At 68.2% G+C, this 16,443-nt stretch carries 13 protein-coding genes and 1 pseudogene; 6 read left to right on the top strand and 8 right to left on the bottom strand.

Annotated elements, in window-relative coordinates; all coding sequences use genetic code 11:
• Window positions 1–200 precede the first annotated feature (200 nt).
• Window positions 201–791, top strand: a complete 591-nt coding sequence (locus ACFQVC_RS28220) for a hypothetical protein (RefSeq protein ID WP_381835793.1) — start codon at window positions 201–203, stop codon at window positions 789–791.
• Here ACFQVC_RS28220 and ACFQVC_RS28215 read toward each other — a convergent pair.
• On the bottom strand, window positions 784–1,623 hold the full coding sequence (locus ACFQVC_RS28215; protein ID WP_381835791.1) for a S1 RNA-binding domain-containing protein: 840 nt from the start codon (window positions 1,621–1,623) through the stop codon (window positions 784–786). The two genes, ACFQVC_RS28220 and ACFQVC_RS28215, sit on opposite strands and share 8 nt — an antisense overlap.
• 607 nt (window positions 1,624–2,230) lie before the next feature.
• Between ACFQVC_RS28215 and ACFQVC_RS28210 the strand changes: the two genes are divergently transcribed.
• Window positions 2,231–2,860, top strand: coding sequence for a class I SAM-dependent methyltransferase (locus ACFQVC_RS28210; protein WP_381835789.1), 630 nt, complete (start codon window positions 2,231–2,233; stop codon window positions 2,858–2,860).
• A gap of 816 nt (window positions 2,861–3,676) precedes the next feature.
• Window positions 3,677–3,955: a hypothetical protein gene (locus ACFQVC_RS28205; protein WP_381835787.1), complete on the top strand. Its 279-nt coding sequence runs from the start codon at window positions 3,677–3,679 to the stop codon at window positions 3,953–3,955.
• A gap of 292 nt (window positions 3,956–4,247) precedes the next feature.
• Here the strand turns inward: ACFQVC_RS28205 and ACFQVC_RS28200 are convergent, their stop codons facing one another.
• From ACFQVC_RS28200 to ACFQVC_RS28185, 4 genes and pseudogenes are all read right to left on the bottom strand, one after another.
• The gene (locus ACFQVC_RS28200) at window positions 4,248–4,433 is read right to left on the bottom strand and encodes a hypothetical protein (RefSeq protein ID WP_381835785.1); all 186 of its coding nucleotides are present in this window, start codon (window positions 4,431–4,433) and stop codon (window positions 4,248–4,250) included.
• 80 nt (window positions 4,434–4,513) lie between these two features.
• Entirely contained in the window at window positions 4,514–5,965 is a 1,452-nt protein-coding gene (locus tag ACFQVC_RS28195) for an MFS transporter (RefSeq protein WP_381835783.1), read from the bottom strand.
• 295 nt (window positions 5,966–6,260) lie between these two features.
• Window positions 6,261–7,706 carry an MFS transporter gene (locus ACFQVC_RS28190; protein ID WP_381835781.1) on the bottom strand — a complete coding sequence of 482 codons (1,446 nt, stop codon included), beginning with the start codon at window positions 7,704–7,706 and terminating at the stop codon, window positions 6,261–6,263.
• A gap of 389 nt (window positions 7,707–8,095) precedes the next feature.
• Window positions 8,096–8,397: pseudogene (locus tag ACFQVC_RS28185) on the bottom strand (IS5 family transposase); the annotation flags it as partial.
• Between the two features lie 187 nt (window positions 8,398–8,584).
• On the opposite strand from ACFQVC_RS28185, the gene ACFQVC_RS28180 reads away from it, so the two are divergent.
• On the top strand, window positions 8,585–8,722 hold the full coding sequence (locus ACFQVC_RS28180; RefSeq protein WP_381835779.1) for a hypothetical protein: 138 nt from the start codon (window positions 8,585–8,587) through the stop codon (window positions 8,720–8,722).
• 332 nt (window positions 8,723–9,054) lie between these two features.
• Here the strand turns inward: ACFQVC_RS28180 and ACFQVC_RS28175 are convergent, their stop codons facing one another.
• Both ACFQVC_RS28175 and ACFQVC_RS28170 read right to left on the bottom strand, forming a co-directional pair.
• The gene (locus ACFQVC_RS28175; protein WP_381835777.1) at window positions 9,055–10,008 is read right to left on the bottom strand and encodes an esterase/lipase family protein; all 954 of its coding nucleotides are present in this window, start codon (window positions 10,006–10,008) and stop codon (window positions 9,055–9,057) included.
• Window positions 10,009–11,589: 1,581 nt separating this feature from the next.
• Entirely contained in the window at window positions 11,590–11,937 is a 348-nt protein-coding gene (locus tag ACFQVC_RS28170; protein ID WP_381835775.1) for a tetratricopeptide repeat protein, read from the bottom strand.
• A gap of 433 nt (window positions 11,938–12,370) precedes the next feature.
• Here ACFQVC_RS28170 and ACFQVC_RS28165 point away from each other — a divergent pair, with 433 nt between their 5' ends.
• Window positions 12,371–13,885, top strand: a complete 1,515-nt coding sequence (locus ACFQVC_RS28165) for a nucleobase:cation symporter-2 family protein (protein ID WP_381835773.1) — start codon at window positions 12,371–12,373, stop codon at window positions 13,883–13,885.
• Between the two features lie 710 nt (window positions 13,886–14,595).
• Here ACFQVC_RS28165 and ACFQVC_RS28160 read toward each other — a convergent pair.
• Window positions 14,596–15,561, bottom strand: a complete 966-nt coding sequence (locus tag ACFQVC_RS28160) for an alpha/beta hydrolase family protein (protein ID WP_381835771.1) — start codon at window positions 15,559–15,561, stop codon at window positions 14,596–14,598.
• A 165-nt stretch (window positions 15,562–15,726) separates the two neighbouring features.
• On the opposite strand from ACFQVC_RS28160, the gene ACFQVC_RS28155 reads away from it, so the two are divergent.
• Window positions 15,727–16,323, top strand: a complete 597-nt coding sequence (locus ACFQVC_RS28155; RefSeq protein WP_381835769.1) for a TetR/AcrR family transcriptional regulator — start codon at window positions 15,727–15,729, stop codon at window positions 16,321–16,323.
• Window positions 16,324–16,443 lie beyond the last annotated feature (120 nt).

Below are 16,443 nucleotides of genomic sequence, written 5' to 3'. Positions count from 1 at the left end.
CGCGAGCGTCGCACCGCGGGGGAAGCGGTCGTTGCCCGGGTCTTTCTGACCGGCCCGGCTGTCTGCCTGTCCCGCCGTGAACTCACGGCAGGGCCAAGGACGCAGGATGTCCTGCCGCGCTGAAGACGGACAGACGGGAAGAGGGGTAGGAGGACAGCAGGCACTGTCGGTGAGCTGCGGTACGCGGATAGCGTGCGGGCATGACGACGATGGACAAGCGGCGGGTCCTGTACCGGCAGGGCACCGGGTTCTGGCGGATGACGGCGAAATGGGTTGTGGTCTTCGGGGCCCTGTCCCTGTTGGACGGCGGGCTGCTCCGGTCGTGGGGCGACGCTCTGGTCTGGCCGATCGTCGGGATCCTGCTGTGGGTGCCGTTCGGGATCGGCGTCGTCTGGTACCCGAAGAAGGACCAGCGGGTTGAGCTGACGGCGCGTGAACTGCGGGTGCGGCGCAAGCGGTTGCCGATGGAGAAGGTGAACCTGCTGCATGTGGCACGGCTGTGGCTGGAGGGGCGGTCCACGGCGGACGACCAGTTGGTGCTGGAATGGAAGCGCCTCGACCGGGTGGTGTGGGTCCCGCTGCAGGATGGCCGGGCGTTCGGCGTGGAGTTCCGCGACCCGGCCGCGTTCGCCAAGGTCTTCGGCGCCTTCGCGGTCGAGGCGTGCGGCGGACCCGACATCGTCCGCGCGAGGGCCGCAGCGGAGAGTTACCCGGACCCGCGCCCGATGCGGCCCCGCCCCGCAGCCGACGGCGACGACTCCTGGCTGGACGTTTTGGACATCTTCAACTGAGACACTCGAGAGCCGTAGAAGCCTGTCGTCGGGAGAGGGACAGCCTGCGTCGCTCTGGATCGATCTCCGTGATGACGACCATGATCCTCTCGCCGACTTGGACTACTTCTTCTGGAGCCGCGACCGCCGTCCAGGCGAGTTCTTGTAGGTGGACCAGCCCGTCAACGTCCTTGGTGACCTGGACGAAGGCGCCAACCGGGAGCAGCTTGGTGACCTGTCCCAGCAGCGTCTGCCCCACCGTGGTGTTCTCGGCGAAGGTCTGAAATGGGTCAGGCTGCGTTGCTCGCAGAGACAGCCTGGCCTCCCCGTTCGTCGTGTCGAACTGGAGGAACCCGCACGAAACATGTTGTCCCACCTGAACGATGTCCGAAGCGGTCTCGAAAGGTCGCCAAGTCAGTTCGGGAATCGTGATGAATCCGACGCCGGGGAAAACCGGGTGACCAGGGCCGTCGTCCAACGCCACGAACACACCGGACCGTTCGATCGACGCGATCCTGCCCGAGAGAGTTTCGCCGACGCGTCGAGACTTGAGAAATGCCCAAAGATCGCCGTTCTCCGTAGCAGCCATGGACAGCCAGGCTTTGCCCCGATCCAGGTCGATGGCGGTCACCTCGGCGGTGATCCGCTGGCCGACCTCCACCGCTGCCGCTGGAAACTTGCACCACGAGAGGTCCAACGGCCCCACGAACCCCAGCGGACGTTTCGTGAAACCGTCCAGGGTTACTGACACCCCTCGCCGAGATACCTCTGCCGCAATCCCGCCGCAGAAGTCACCGACGCGGAACGCAGCCAGAAACCTCCGGGAAGCCTCATCGCCCGACGCTCCGCTCATGCCGTCCAGCGTCTCACGAGAAGCGGCACATCAGCTCAACTCATGGACGTCTCGGACTCGGTAGCCGAGGCGGCGACGGCGGTTATGTAGCGGAGGCTGGTATCCCATCTACGTCCGAACCGTCGCTGAAGCTACCGGCGTAAGTGCCTCGGTCTCGATCCTTCCCACCTGCTCATAGCCGATGATCGGCTTCGTCTGAGGGAAGCTGCCCAGGATGTCGTAACAACCCGCCAGCCGTCGTGCCTGGCATGTGCCATCACGTGGATGTCGCCCACCCTCACCTTGCCCGGCTATTACCACCTGCCGTGATTCCGGTCTCGGAGAACACAGCGTCGTCGTGGCGAGAGCCCACCGACCGCAGGCGGTGCGGCCGGTGAGGCCGCGAGCTGGTGCGAGACCCAGGGGGCCATGGAGGTGAGCGGGTCGGCGGGAGTGCCGTCGTGACATTCCAAGCAGCTGCTCGGAACCACCGGGGCGTCCCGTGCTCAGGTGACGGGACGACGACCAGTCCCGAGGGGAAGGAGCCGATACCGAACCGGAGTACGGCCAGGAGCCGATACGGGGCCGGAGAACAGCTGCTAATGGCGCGGGTGTTAGCTTCCTTCCCGTGTCAAATCACCAGGACGAGACCAGGGCGGCCTACGACGGGGTCGTCGAGCTGTATGCCTCGATGTTCGCCAATCGGTTGGAGACACAGCCGTTCGCGCGGAACATGATCAGTACCTTCGCCGAGCTCGTGCGTGGCACGGGGAACCTGCGGGCTGCCGACGTCGGGTGCGGTCCCGGTCATCTGACGGCCATGCTGTACGATTTGGGGTTGGACGCCACCGGGCTCGACCTCTCCCCGGCCATGGTCGCCCACGCCCGGCGGGCCCATCCGGCGCTGCGGTTCGACGAAGCGCGAATGGAGGCCCTGCCTGTCGAGGACGGCGCACTCGGCGGAGTGCTGGCCCACTACTCGATGATCCATACCCCACCTGGAGAGCTGCCCGCGCTGCTCGCTGAACAGGTGCGGGTCCTGGCGCCAGGGGGGCTGCTCCTGGTGTCCTTCTTCGGGACCGAGGGGCCGGAGCCGGTCCGCTTCGACCACAAGGTGGCGCCTGCCTATAGCTGGCCGGCGGAGCAGTTTGCCGAGTTGCTCGCCGGGGCCGGTCTCCTCGTGGTGGCACGGTTGCTCCATGACCCAGCGTCCGAGCGGGGTTTTCTCGACACCCACTTGCTGGCCCGCCGCCCGTAAAGCGTGGCCCGTAGCGCGGTACCGGCGCAGAGCACTTGTTCCGCGGGTGCCGTAGTCCCGTGATGACGCTGTACGGCAAATCCCGCACCCTTTGCTTGAGGGTGGGGCAGACCGGCTCGCTGGGTTACCCCACCCATCCGTCGCCGTTACGCACACCCCGTTGAGGCCGCCCAGGTGGCGGGCATGCAAGCACATCTGTTCAAGGACATTGCCCGAACCTTCACGCGCATCGCAGCTCACCTGGATGCCGGTCCCGCTGGCGCCGAGCCAGTACCCGAGCCCGGGCCGAACACACAGAAGCGGGTTGGGCAACCGCTTCAGCACCTGGCCGGAAACCGCTGAAGACCGGTCAGGCCGACGTGCGCAGGGCGGAACTGGGCACGTCGATCCCGGACGGGTGGACAAGCATGAAAAGCCTCTGGTGGAGACGGAACTCTTGGTCGAAAATCCATCCGCCAGGGGCTTCTCCTGTCCGTCAGCTCAACTACGCGCCCGGCTTGGCGGGGTGGACAACGCTCCTGCGGTGACACACTGTCGTCATGTCCAACTCCTACGCGCAGCCCATCTTGCGAACGGCGGATCTCTCGGAGGGATTGCGCATCGTTGACAGGCTGCTGGGGATCGCCGATCTGAGGGATCTGGAAGTCGATTTCGATGCGCGGATCTCCTCGAGTCACTCTCTCGAAGGCGCTGGCCCTGCTGCCGAACGCCGAGTGGGGGGCTGTAGGGGAGAGGGACGGCGCCTCGGACACGGGGGATGATCCGTCGGCCTACCTGCCCCTCTGGCTACGACGCTGGTGTGGGGCACTCGAGACCGTGGAGCCATTTCTCAAGGCGGTGGACGACAGCCCGGCGACGGTGCGGTGGGACTTCAACGCCTGGCCCGAGGCTCCAGAGGTAGGTCTGGGAGTGGGGGGCACCCGCGGCGCGTTCATCACCCTGTGCGCACATGCCCGCGACCTCGGTCTGGAAGAGCCTGCGGCCGACTACACGGTGTTCGTCCACGCCACGCAAGTTGAGGCCGAACGCATACCGTGGCTTGCGGCCCAAGTCGGGCTGCGGGTGATCGGCGACTTGGTGATGGCATCGTACTGAGCATCCGTGACGGGAGCTGCAGCACTGCCAGCATGATGCCAACGTGCACCAACGCCCTCGGCCGAGCGTAGATAGCTGATCACGGTATCCCGGGCGCTGTCGCAGGAACCTGGGCAGCGCAATCGGCAGATTGGAAAGGGTTGCGCGTCCTGGGTGCGGCAGGCCAGGTGCTGGCTGTTCTGCCAGTTGTCCTGTGCTTCCCGGTTACCCTTGGCGCGCTCAGCGCTCCGAGCGCCTGGCGTTGGAGTGGAGTAGAGGCGTATAGCGCGCGTGCTGCTCCCGCCCGTTCGTCTCACGCCATCAGGCCATTGAGGATGATCTCGGCGATGAGCTCGCTGTCGTCGGCGTTGTCCGGTCGGCCGAAGCCCCGAGTCGAGGGTTCCTGGCCGTACATCAACGTGGGTTTGGCGATGGCGAAGTGGAAGGCGTACCAGGGAATCTTGCGGAGTCGGCCTGCGGTGACGAGTCGCTCGAACACGGGGCGGACGGCTTGGCTGAAAGGCTCGGGACCGTTTGTTAGAGGGGTGACGGTGTGGACACCGTCACCCCTCTCAGAGGTCAGTTGGACCGAGTCGGCTTGGACAGTAGGAACATCAGCGCCCACATCACGACGAGGGTGCCGACGACGTACCAGAGGCTGTCGGCGAAGGCGGTGTTCATGGCCGAGCCTCGGGTGCCCGCGGTGGTGTGGGTGAAGAGGACCACGGTGGTCAGGGCGGTGCCCAGGGCGATGCCGAGCTGGGTGGCGGTGTTGAAGAGGCCGGAGGCCGATCCGGCGTCCTTGTGGGCGACCTTGCCGAGGGTGAGGTCGGCGAGCGGGGCGCCGATCATGCCGAGGCCGAGGCCGACGGCAAGCATGGGGGCAGCGGTCAGTACGGTGCCCATGCCGGTGCCCTCTGTGGTGATGAGGTGGTGGTAGCCGGCCAGGGTGGCGGCGGCCAGCAGGGCCCCGGCCTGCGGGACGGCACGGCCGTAGTGGCGGACCAGGCTCATGGCGAGCCAGGCACCGCCCATCTCGCCGAGGGAAGCGGCGACGAAGCCGAGCGCGGCCTGCCCGGGGGTGAGACCGAGGCCGTCCTGCATGAACAGGGCCCAGGACAGGAAGAAGGCGCCCGACAGCAGGCCGAAGGCCAGCTGGGTGGCCAGTCCGGCACTGAAGGCCCGGCCGGTGAAGAGGGAGAGGACGACCAGGGGGGAACCGTCCCTGCGCATCTTGCTCTTCTGCTGGGCCACGAACCCCGCCAGGACGAGCAGACCGGTGGCCATCGCTGCGAACGACCAGGCGGGCCAGCCGTGTTCGCCGCCCACGGTGAGCGGGAGCGTGATCAGCAGCAGGCCGAGCGCGGAGAGGAACATGCCGAGCGGGTCAAGGCGCCGGGTAGTGCGGTCGAGGGACTCGGGGATGTGGCGCAGGCCGAGGACGACGGCGGCGATCCCGATGGGCAGGTTGATCAGGAAGATGGGCCGCCAGCCCAGGCCGAACAGGTCGGCCTGGGTGAGGACGCCGCCCAGGACCGGGCCTGCGACGCTGCCGAGCGACATGACGGTCCCGTACAGACCGAACGCCTTCGTACGGGCGTGCTCGTCGAAGGTGACGTGGAGGGTGGCCAGGACCTGTGGCACCATCGCCGCGGCCGCGGCGCCCTGGAGGACACGGGCGGCGATCAGGAGGTCCGGTCCGGTCGCGATTCCGCAGAGCAGGGAGGCGAGGGTGAAGACGCCGGTGCCGACGAGGAAGATCCGCTTGCGGCCGTAGAGGTCGCCGAGCCGGCCGCCGGTGATCAGGCCGAGGGCGAAGGTCAGGGCGTAGGCGGCGTGGATCCACTGGAGGGCCGCGGTGCTGGCGTCGGTGTCGGCCTGGATGGTGGGCAGGGCGGTGTAGACGACGGAACCATCCAGCGCGTTCATCAGCTCCGCGGTCAGGACGACGGCGAGGGTGAGCGTGCGGGCGCGGTTCCCCGAGGGCGGGCTACTGGTCGGGGTGGTAGCCCGGTGGGTGTCGTGGGACACGGGAAGGGTTCCTGTTCCTGTGAGGTTCGGGGATACGGGCAGGCCAGGGCCATCTCGTACGCCGACTGCGCACAGGCAGAAGAAGGGGATAGGGGGCCCGGCCGGTGGGGGCGCCGTCGTTTCGGGCAAGGCGGTACGGCACCGCGCGGGTGCTGTCCGTGCCGGAAAGAGGACGGTTACCGGGCCTGGGCGATAGGTCATCACCTCACGTCGACTGCGGCGGAAGACGCCCGCCAAGGGAAAAGGGAGGAAGGGGTCGGCGCCCGCCCGGTGAGGGGCGGGCGCCGACCGTGGGTCAGGCAGTCTTGGCGGGCTTGGGGAGCCGGAACATCAGTGCCCACATCACCGCGAGCGCGGCGACGACGTACCAGATGCTTCCCGCGAAGGTGTGGGTCACGGTGGTGCCGTGGCTGCCGGCGGGGGCGTACTGGAAGAACACCACCGACGCCATCGCGATCCCGAGCGCGGTGCCGAGCTGCATGGCGGTGTTGAACAGTCCCGCCGCGGAGCCGGCGTCCTCGTGGCCGACCTGGCTGAGAGTGAGTCCGGCAAGCCCCGCGCCGACCATGCCGAACCCGGCGCCGACGAGGATCATCGGGGCGACGGCGGTCACGAACGGCATCTCGGTCTGCTGGGCGGAGACCAGCAGTTGGTAGCCCACCAGCGTGAGGGCGATCAGGACGGCCCCGGCCTGCGGCACCCGGCGCATGTGGCGTCCGGCCCACTTGGAGGCGAGCATCGCACCGGCCATGCCGCCGATGGAGATGGCGACGGACGCCGGGGCGAACTGCCCCGGGGTCAGGCCGAGGCCGGACTGCATGAACAGCACCCACGTCAGCAGGAACACCCCGGAGACCAGCCCGAAGACCAGCTGCGCGGCGAGCCCGCCGGCGAACGCCTTGCTCTTGAAGAGGGACAGCGCGACCAGCGCGGAGCCGTCCTTGGCGGTCTTGGCCTTCTGCTGGGCCACGAACACGGCCAGCACGACCACACCCGCCGCCATCATGGCGAAGCTCCAGGCTGGCCAGTGCTTCTCGCCGCCCACGGTGAGCGGGTAGGCGATCAACAGCAGACCCGCGGCGGAGAGCAGTATGCCCAGCGGGTCCAGGCGCCTGGCCTGCTGGTCGCGGGACTCCGGAATGAACCGGAGGGCGAAGAGCACGGTGACGAGCCCGATGGGCAGGTTGATCAAGAAGATCGCCCGCCAGCCCAGACCGGCGATGTCCGCGGAGGTCAGGACCGCGCCCAGGACGGGTCCGAGGACGCCGCCGAGGGACATGATCATGCCGTACATGCCGAACGCCTTGGCCTGCGACTCCCCCTGGAAGGTGACCGCGATGGTGGCCATGACCTGCGGCACCATCACCGCCGCTCCGGCTCCCTGCAGGGCCCGGGCGGCAACCAGGAAGTCGGGTCCGGTCGCGATCCCGCACAGCAGCGACGCCACCGTGAACAGGACGGTACCGGCGACGAAGACCCGCTTGCGCCCGAAGAGGTCGCCCAAGCGTCCGCCGGTGATCAGGGCGAGGGCGAAGGTGAGGGTGTAGGCGGCGGGGATCCACTGCACCGCGGCGCTCGTCGCCCCGGTGTCCGCCTGAATCGACGGCAGTGCAGTGTGGACGATGGAACCGTCGAGCGCGTTCATCAGCTCGGCGATCAAGATCACGACCAGAGTGATCGTGGCGGCCCGGCCAGCCCCGGTGGGGCGTGGGTGACCGTGGGTACGGGTGTCGGTTGACACGAGGAAAAGGTCCTTGTCGCGTACGGAGAAAAGGGGCAGGGGCAGGCCTGGGCATGCCCCGTGCGCCTACCGCGCGACAGGGGAAAGCAGGGTGCAACGAGCCCAGGCCATCGGGAGCACCGCCGTCGAGGCATACGTCAGAAGCCCGCGATCGCGGACAACTGGAAAGAGCGCCTCAGAACAAGCGGCTACACGGCCTGGGAGATATGCCATCACCTCGAAACACAGCGCCGGGCCCCGGAACAGGCACCGGCAGAACTGGACAAGAGTAAGAGACTCCCCGATGCCCGTGCAACGCAATATCTCACCCGCCCCTCCCCACCCCTGCCTGGCTCCCCCCGAGGGACAGCGCCGGGGCCGATTCTGCTTCCGGGGCGGTCACTCGTGGTCACGGAGTCCTGGACACCGGCCACGGCGACCAGACCGCGAGCAGCAGGCCGAGGGTGTCGGTCACAATGCTCCGGTCCCGGCCCACGATCTTCTTGGCGTTACGCGCCTTGGCTGGTGGCGGGGACGCTGGTGGAGGTCTGCACGCTCTGCGCGTCGATCACGCAGGCCGACGGGACGCCGTCGCGCCCCTACTGTTCTCGCACCAGCTCCCTGAGCAGACCGTTGAGCTGGGCAAAGATGCCGTCCTTCGCACAGTTGGGGTATAGCCGTAGACCGTCTGATGGGGCGGGAAGTCGTGCGGGTTGAATACTCGCGCTCCCTCTCCGGACATCCGCCTGGCCGCAACGGCCCGGCCCGCGTGGACGGGCCCGCCCCCTGCCGGAGTCGGTGACCGGTCCTCGTCCTCATCGGCAGAAGGCTTGTTCGCGGGCGTTCACCTGGGAATACGCCTGCCGTCGGACAGGGGATCGAGCGTCCGGGGAGAGCTGATGGACATCCGGCAGTTGGAGTACTTCCTGGCGATCGTCGACTCGGGGAAGCTCGATGAGGTGATGGGTGTGGCTGGCGTGCTGGGGCTCGCCGAGGCCACCGAGATCTACCGTGCGCTGGACGGCAACCTCAACTGACCACCGCCCACGGCAGGGTGCGGCGGCGGAAGAAGCAGCCGTCCAGCATCGGCAGGGGGCTCACGAGCCGATGGTGTACGCAGCATGCGCCGCCGCCTCGTCCGGGCCGGGGAAGTGGCTGCGCGGGAGCGGGTTCATATACATCGACCATGGTGTGGAACCGCCGCCGCAGGTACTGCTCGGCGTACGGCGGCTCGTTAGCCCAGTTCACCCCTGTGATACGTGCGCTGCACCGCCGGCAGAGGCCGTGGGCGACGGAGATGAGGGGCACGGAAGGATCGGCTCGGGAGCCTGTGTGCCGTCCTCGGCCTCAGCCCGCCTTCGGGCCGGAATCAGAGGGCGGGTGCCCTCGGTACACAGGGAGCGGCCGGGGCTGAGGGGTCCAGGGCCCGTTTGACCAGTCCGATCGCACGCGGGCTGTACGACATGCTCAGGTGGGCGGAGAGGTCGACGGGGCAGCCCTCCTGCAAGGCGATGTTCCGCACCGTCGCTCCGGGCCCCGCCGTCATGAAGGTGCTCTGCCAGGGGGTGGTGATCTCGTCGTACTTCGTGCCGATCACGGTGTAGTCGACCCCGGGAACGGTGTCGCCGTCGGCGTTGAGTTCCTTGATGAAGTCGGACTTCACGAACTGCTGGACGCCCGCCATCCCGAACGGCTTCTCCCCGGCCTCCACCATGTGGAACTTGTCGGCGAGCGTCAGCGTGCCGCTCATGGTGGTGCCGTGGTTGGTCGCACCGAGCTGGACGACCTTCTTGACCTTGTTCTTCGAGGGGTCGCCCGGGTTGGCGCCGCCGTCGGCCTTGAGATACCAGCGGGCCAGGGTTCCGCCCTGGGAGTGGCCGACGAGGTCCACCTGGCCGGAGCCGCTGGCATCAAGCACCTTGTCCACGAAGGCGGCCAGCTCCTTGGAGGACTGCTTGATGTCGCCGTAACCCTTGACGGTGGGAGCGGCACCCGGTGCGGCGTCGTCGGTGTCGCCGTAGTCGAGGGCGTAGACGCAGTAGCCCTGGGCCTTCAGCTCGGGGGACATCCTGGCCCAGTTGTTGTAGCGGTTCTCGTAGGTGCCGTGTACCAGGACGACCGGGCGTGGGTGGGCGGCGCTGGGACGGCAGTTCCAGTCGTTGGCGCCCGGCGGGTCGATGTCGAGACGGGCGATGGAATAGAACATGGCAGGAAGAAAGTTGTCCTGCTCACGGCCGGTCTCCGCGGCCGCGGACGTGGGGGTGGCCAAGACTGTTGCTGCGGCGGCGGCACAGACGGCGGTGACGTATCTGGGTATGTGCAAGACGGCTCCTGAGAAGTGCGTGACTCGGGCAATGCGCGGTGGTCAGCATGAGTGTTGGCCGAGGGGAGAACCTCGGATGGCCCCCTCGGACGTCCTCACCGGATGACGCACCGTCAGCCCTCTGGCTGGTACCGCCCGAAGAGGATCCCGGACCGTCGGCCGTGAGTCCCCGGGGTGATCTTCGGGCGCCTCAGTATGCCCGCCGAGGCGGCAAGCGGCGGCTACTTTCGAGGAACTGGCAGGGCTGGGGCCTTGCCCAGGCGATCGAGCGCGATGCAGCTGGTGCGAAGGCCACAAGGGGCCACAGGAGGCCCAGTTGGTCCTCGGGCGAGCGCCGCTGTGGATCGTGGACGGCACCCTGATCCCGGTCTGCGACCGCACCATGGCCGCGGTCTCGCCTAACTACCGGTTCCCGGGAACGTGCGGAACAGCGGCCCCGGCCTCGGTGGCCACGGCGCCTCGGCGGCCAGGGCGAGCCCCAGAAGCAGCGCTCTGCGCGCCGAACGTCGCAGGTCCTGCCGGGATCTGACGGCTCGTCGGTCGTCTTCGGCCGACCGGACCACGGGACAGTCCACGGCACCCTGATTCCGTCAACGTGACGGGTCGTGGTCAAGGCAAGGTGAATGCTCGCCGTGGGTAATCGATGCGAAGCGGTGTCAGGACTTGATCCACTCGAACAGCCGTAAGGTGGCGCCCATCGCGCCGTACGCGTCCCAAGACCCAGAGCCTTCCGCGCTGTGCGGGGCGCATTCGCCCTCGCCGTGCGCAGGAGGCTCTGCCCGGTCGGCAGGAGGATGCGGCGGCCGGAACCTCACGCGCTAACGGAATTTCATGTGCTGCCGGAACCTCACGTGGTCCGGAACATCGCCTTCCGCTACTCGAACCGCACATCACACACCGACAGGAAGAACTCGCCCCAGTCCGCGTACTTTCCCGGCTGGCCCTGGCAAGATCTCCGCGAAGCCGGGCTGTGCCCCTGTGCGCCGGTGACACCCCGTCACGGGTACCGGCAGTGTCGGCGAGTGTGATGACCTCGGACGAACGTGGGCTCCGCATCTGGATGCGGGCAGGTGGAGCGGGTGTGGTCACTGGGTGGCGTGGTCCGTATCGCCGCCCGTACCCGCGAGTTGACGGTGGCGCGTCCGGATCGCGGTCGAGGGGCGGTGCGGGTGCACAGCAGGTATTCCCGCACACTGGCCGACGTCGCCGCCGGCGGCCGCCCGGTACTGATCAGTCTGACGGTGCGGCGGTTGTATCGCGACGCCCCGCGCTGCGGGCGGCGTACGTTTGCCGAGCAGGTTGAGGGGCTGACGGTGCGCTACCAGGGGAGCAGTCCGCTACCGCAGCAACTCGTGGAGATGGCGGGGGTGTTAGGGTCCGTCTTCAAAGATCCAGCTGGTGTTGGATCATGGGCGCTTGAGGCCCGGCGCGCGGCGCGTCTACTGGGGCCGCCATCGCGACAAAGGGGCTCATCGGGCCGGGCGTCCGGCGGCAGCGGCAATCACGGCGAAGTCGCGGGGGACCGTCACGGAGCGCTGATGGGGAGGTCCACCAGTGCTCCGCAGAAGAGCGACGGAAGGCTCAGGCGTCGCCGAAGTCACCCGCGAGCGCCGCCGCGATCCGCAGCTGCGGCGCTGCTTCCTCGCTCCGGCTCTGCCGCTCGAGTGTCCGGCCCAGCATCAGTCGGGCGTACTGCTCGACGGGGTCGAGTTCGATGATCCTTCGCAGTTCGGCCTCCGCGCGCCGCAGCTGCGCCGAGTGGTAGTAGGAGCGGGCGAGCAGTAGACGCGGGGCTACCTGCTCGGGTGCCTCGTCGACCAGCGGAGCGAGGATTTGCGCCGCGGTGGCGAACTCCTTGGCGTCGAAGAACTGCCGCGCGCGCTTCCAGCGCTCCGTGGCGGTTCCCTGGTTGTAGTAGGTCGTGTCCACTGTTGCCTCCTTCGATGGACCCAACAGCCACAGGTAATTCAATGTTCCACTAATAAGAGCTGCGGCCGGTCACCGTGGCCGGGGGTGTCGTGGCGCCGCGACGTATCTCCGGGTCGCACTCCAGGCCGCCCCCCCCGGCGGCAGCCTTCCTGGGTCGCCGGTGGGGGAGGGGGCGGCGCTGCGGCGTTACGGGCCTTGCGTTGCCGGTTTGGGGTGAATTCTTCCTGATGCGCCAGAGACGTACGAGGTGTGTATGTAGCTTGCAACGAACTTTCAACAAATTGTTGACGCCCCCTTGGGTGGTCACTTGACTGGGTGCCAGTCGGAGATCCCTGCCGATGTCACCGGATGTGAACGGCCGTAGAAATAAGGGCAGTTGACGGCAGGGTGAACCCTCGGCGCGCAATGATGCGCAGGAACAAGAGGAATGATCATGGCGTCGCATGACGGGCAGCTCAGGGTCCATCCAGTCGACGAGAAGCTGCCTGCCAGACGTCTCGTGCCGGCCGCCCTGCAACACATCGCCGCCATGTATGCCGGAGTGGTGGCCCCGCCTCTCATCGTTGGAGCCGCCTGCGGTCTAAGCACCTCGCAGCAGACTCTGCTCATCGCGGCCGGCTTGCTGATCGCCGGGGTGGCAACCCTCCTGCAGACGCTGGGAATCGGGAACTTCATCGGCAACCGTCTGCCGTTCGTGAACGCCGCCTCCTCCGCCGGTATCGGTCCCATGCTCGCCATCGCGGACCAGTCGCCCGATGGGCGCCAACTTCCCACCATCCTGGGCGCGGTCATGGTCGCGGGCGCGTTCTGTCTCGCGGTCGGACCGTTCTTCGGCCGCCTCATGAAGTACTTCCCGCACCGAGTCACCGGTGTCGTCATCACCCTGATCGGCGTCACGCTCATGCCGGTGCCCGTCGAGTGGGCGCGGGGCGGTGACACTGCGGCCGCCGACTTCGGCTCGCCGCGCAACCTGGCCCTTGCGGCCTTCGCTCTCGTCGTCATCCTGCTCATGCAGCGGCTCTTCACCGGTTTCCTGCGGCAGATCGCGCTGCTTGGCGGCCTGCTTCTCGGCACGCTGGCAGCCGTCCCCTTCGGCATGGTGGACACGAGCGGCTTCGACACGGCCGCGATGGTGGCCCTTCCGCAGCCCTTCCAGTTCGGCGTACCGGAGTTCCAGCCCGCCGCCATCGTCTCCATGGTGATCGTGATGCTGGTCCTGATGACCGAGAGCTCCGCGGGGATGCTTGCCCTCGGGGAGATCTGTGACCGGCCGGCCGACCGCGCGACCATCACGCGCGGCCTGCGCACCGACGGTGTCGCCACGCTCGTCGGCTCCCTGTTCGGCTCGTGCGCGACGAGTGCCTTCGCCCAGAACGTCGGTGTCGTCTCGCTCACCCGGGTGCGCAGCCGTTTCGTCGTCGCCGCCGCGGGCGCCACGCTCGTCGTCCTCGGCCTGTTCCCGAAGGCCGGCGCGGTCGTCTCGCTCGTTCCCATGCCCGTGCTGGGCGGCGCCGGGATCGTCCTGTTCGGCACCATCTCCGTGAGCGGCATACGTACCCTGGCAAAGGTGGGCCTGGACGATGCCCCGAACATCGTCATCGTCGCCGTCTCGCTCGGTGCCGGCCTGATCCCGCTCGCCGCCCCCGACGTCAAGAACGCCCAGGGCCATATCGTCGCCGAGGGCTTCTACCACGACTTCCCGCACTGGGCGCAGACCGTCCTGGGCACCGGCATCAGCGCCGGCACCCTCACCGCCGTCGTACTGAACCTGGTCTTCCATCACCTCGGCCGACGGCGCCCCCGCCCGGACGCCACACCGGCCACGGCACCCGAAGCGAAGGCGGCACCGGCCATGCCGGGTACGGTGGACACCGGCCATCCACCGCACCTGCCCCAGAAGGGCGGCCGCGGCGGCACAGAGCTCGACGCACAGACCCGAAGCCGGTGAACGACCGGGCGACGGCTACGGTTGGATCACGCCAGCCGGAGCGGCGGCTCACAGGACCACTGCCCCTCGATGCGGCAGAGCACTCGGGTGTCAGCCACAACCAGCCCTCGATGCAGATGGTCCTCAACACCCTTGACGCGGCTCAACCCGGCTTGCGCCCAGAAGTCCCGCTGCTGAAAACCGGGGTGCACAGCTCGAAGACGACGAAAACTCGTCCCGTACGTCAGTGGCGAGAGCGAGGAGGGCTGCTCGCCGAGGTACATGATCGATCACCTCCACTGAGGAGGGCTGCAGCCAGTCCTGGCGCGGCTGTTGTGCGGGGCATCGGCCGACGCTCCCTCGTCGTGCCACCGTGCTGCCACTGCCCGCCCACGCTGCGTCGTCGGCCGCTTTCCGTCGCTGTCTCGCAGAGGCTGGTCGGCAGAACCCCCATCGCCACCCGCCCCTGGTGCATCGGCGCCCGCACCCGCGTGCCGCTGTACCGCGGAAGTTGTAGGCGACGCGAGGGCTGCCACGAGGGTTGACCGTTGAGCAACCCGGTATATCCCTGATCTTCGGCCTCATGACCAGCTCGCAGAACAGCCTTCGCACAATGCCCCTCGCGATGGGTACTGCGACCTGCCTCAGCTCACCGAACCAGCCGCCGCCGTCGAACAGTTCGACTGCTCCGCCTGTAAGGCGGCCATATCTCGGCGATGTCCCTGGAAGGCCTACTTGGATTCGACTCGTCCTGCCGGGTCGGGGCTGGTCGTCAGTGCCTCGCATGCGTTCGGCCACGCAGGGGTGCCGGGGTGGAGCTGGGTGTTGAGGTAGGCGGCGGTGAGCCGGGCGAGGGCGGCGACTCGTCCGGGGTTCTCGTCCGTGGTCTCGGCGGCGTCGTACCCGGCGATCCCGCCGAGTCCGTGCTCCGCGTCGAACAGGGTGAGCAGGGTCTTGGGGCCAGGGGCGAGGGTGTAGGGGTCGGCGTGCCAGTGCGGCCCCATGTCTGTGAAGTGCCGGGAATCGTCCTTGTCGCCGGCGACCACCAGCGCGGGTGCGGTCATGGTGGAGAAGTCGACGGCTCCGACGATGGGCCACTGCTCGGCCATGGGCCCGTTGAGGACTTCGCCGCCTCTGCCGGGCGCGGCGAGCAGTACGCCTGTTTTGATCCGGGGCTCGGCGAGGTGCACCACTGTGCCGGTGTCGGGGTCGGTGAGCCCGGCGCCCAGCAGGAGGGCGGCGGTGAAGCCGCCGAGCGAGTGTCCGGCGACGGCGACCTTGGTGGGGTCGATCCGCCCCGCGAGCTGCGGCACGGTGCGCTCGATCACGTCGAGCCGGTCGAGGATGTGGGTCATGTCCTCGGCGCGGGAGCGCCAGAAGTCGGGTGCGCCGGGTGCGTCGGCGACCAGGTGGCTCAGGGTCCGGGAGGTGAGGTGGGTGGGCTGGATGACGGCGAATCCGTGCGCGGCCCAGAAGTTGGCGAGCGGCGCGTAGCCGTTGAGCGAGGAGAGGTTGTTCGAGGGGCCGTGACCGTGGGAGAGGAGGATGACGGGGAGGCTGGTTCCGGTCGCGGGTGCGGAGACGCGCACCTGGAGATCCACGGGACGCCCGGGAACGGAGAGGACTACGGGGCTGAAGGACAGGACCGGGACGGGCGCGCCCAAGGCGTCGGTGCTGGGGGCGGTGGATGTGCTCACGATGTGGGTTCCCTTTCGGTGGCACCTGCCGTCCGATGCCAACGACCGGCGACGGGCAGGGCGGTCAGGAGTGGCCCGCTTCGGCTAACCTGAAGCGGAGCGCCGCTCCATTTAGTTTCCGGAGCGCTGCTCCGCTTTGTCAATGGGTGAGGGAAGGATGACGCGATGGCCACCGAGAGCCCGGCAGGGGATTCGCCGTCCCGAGGCAAGCGAGCCGACGCGCAGCGCAACCGGCAGACGGTGCTCACTGCCGCGGCCGAGGTTTTCGTCACCTCCGGCGTCGACGCGCCGATCCGCCAGATCGCGGCACGCGCGGGCGTCGGGATGGCCACGATCTACCGCCACTTCCCGACCCGGGCGGATCTCATCACCGCCGTCTACCACCACCAGATCGAGGAATGCGCCGAGGCCGGCCCGGAACTTCTGGCCAGCGCCGACTCCCCGTTCGACGCACTGCGTCAGTGGGTCGACCTCTTCGTCGACTTCCTGGTCACCAAGCACGGACTCGCCGACGCCCTGCACTCCGACAACGACCGCTTCGCCGCGCTGCACGCCTACTTCCTCGACCGCCTGCTGCCCGTCTGCGCCCAACTGCTCGACGCTGCGGTCGAGTCCGGCGACATCAGGCCCGGCATGCAGCCGTACGAGCTGATGCGCGGCATCGGCAACCTCTGCATCGGACGCGAGGACGACCCCCGCTACGACCCCCGACGCCTGATCGCACTCCTCCTCCACGGACTCCGGCGACCTCATGCGTCCTGATCCCGATGAGCGACATCGAGACCTGACCCCTCACGCCTCCCACGCGAGGCGAGCATTCTCCCCTCAACAGCCGGAGACGCCAGTAGGTCGCGGCACCCCTGGGCTGGTGCTGTCGCTGCC

Source organism: Streptomyces monticola, from assembly GCF_042665355.1.
GTDB lineage: Bacteria > Actinomycetota > Actinomycetes > Streptomycetales > Streptomycetaceae > Streptomyces > Streptomyces monticola.
Note: the sequence above shows the minus strand (reverse complement) of the source record. Positions and strands in the feature narration are given on the sequence as shown.

What these genes read in the sequence shown, in the direction of transcription:
- ACFQVC_RS28220 (WP_381835793.1), top strand. Translation starts at nt 201, where the DNA reads ATGACGACGATGGACAAGCGGCGGGTCCTGTACCGGCAGGGCACCGGG.
- ACFQVC_RS28215 (WP_381835791.1), bottom strand. Translation starts at nt 1,623, where the DNA reads ATGAGCGGAGCGTCGGGCGATGAGGCTTCCCGGAGGTTTCTGGCTGCG.
- ACFQVC_RS28180 (WP_381835779.1), top strand. Translation starts at nt 8,585, where the DNA reads ATGGACATCCGGCAGTTGGAGTACTTCCTGGCGATCGTCGACTCGGGG.
- ACFQVC_RS28165 (WP_381835773.1), top strand. Translation starts at nt 12,371, where the DNA reads ATGGCGTCGCATGACGGGCAGCTCAGGGTCCATCCAGTCGACGAGAAG.
- ACFQVC_RS28155 (WP_381835769.1), top strand. Translation starts at nt 15,727, where the DNA reads ATGGCCACCGAGAGCCCGGCAGGGGATTCGCCGTCCCGAGGCAAGCGA.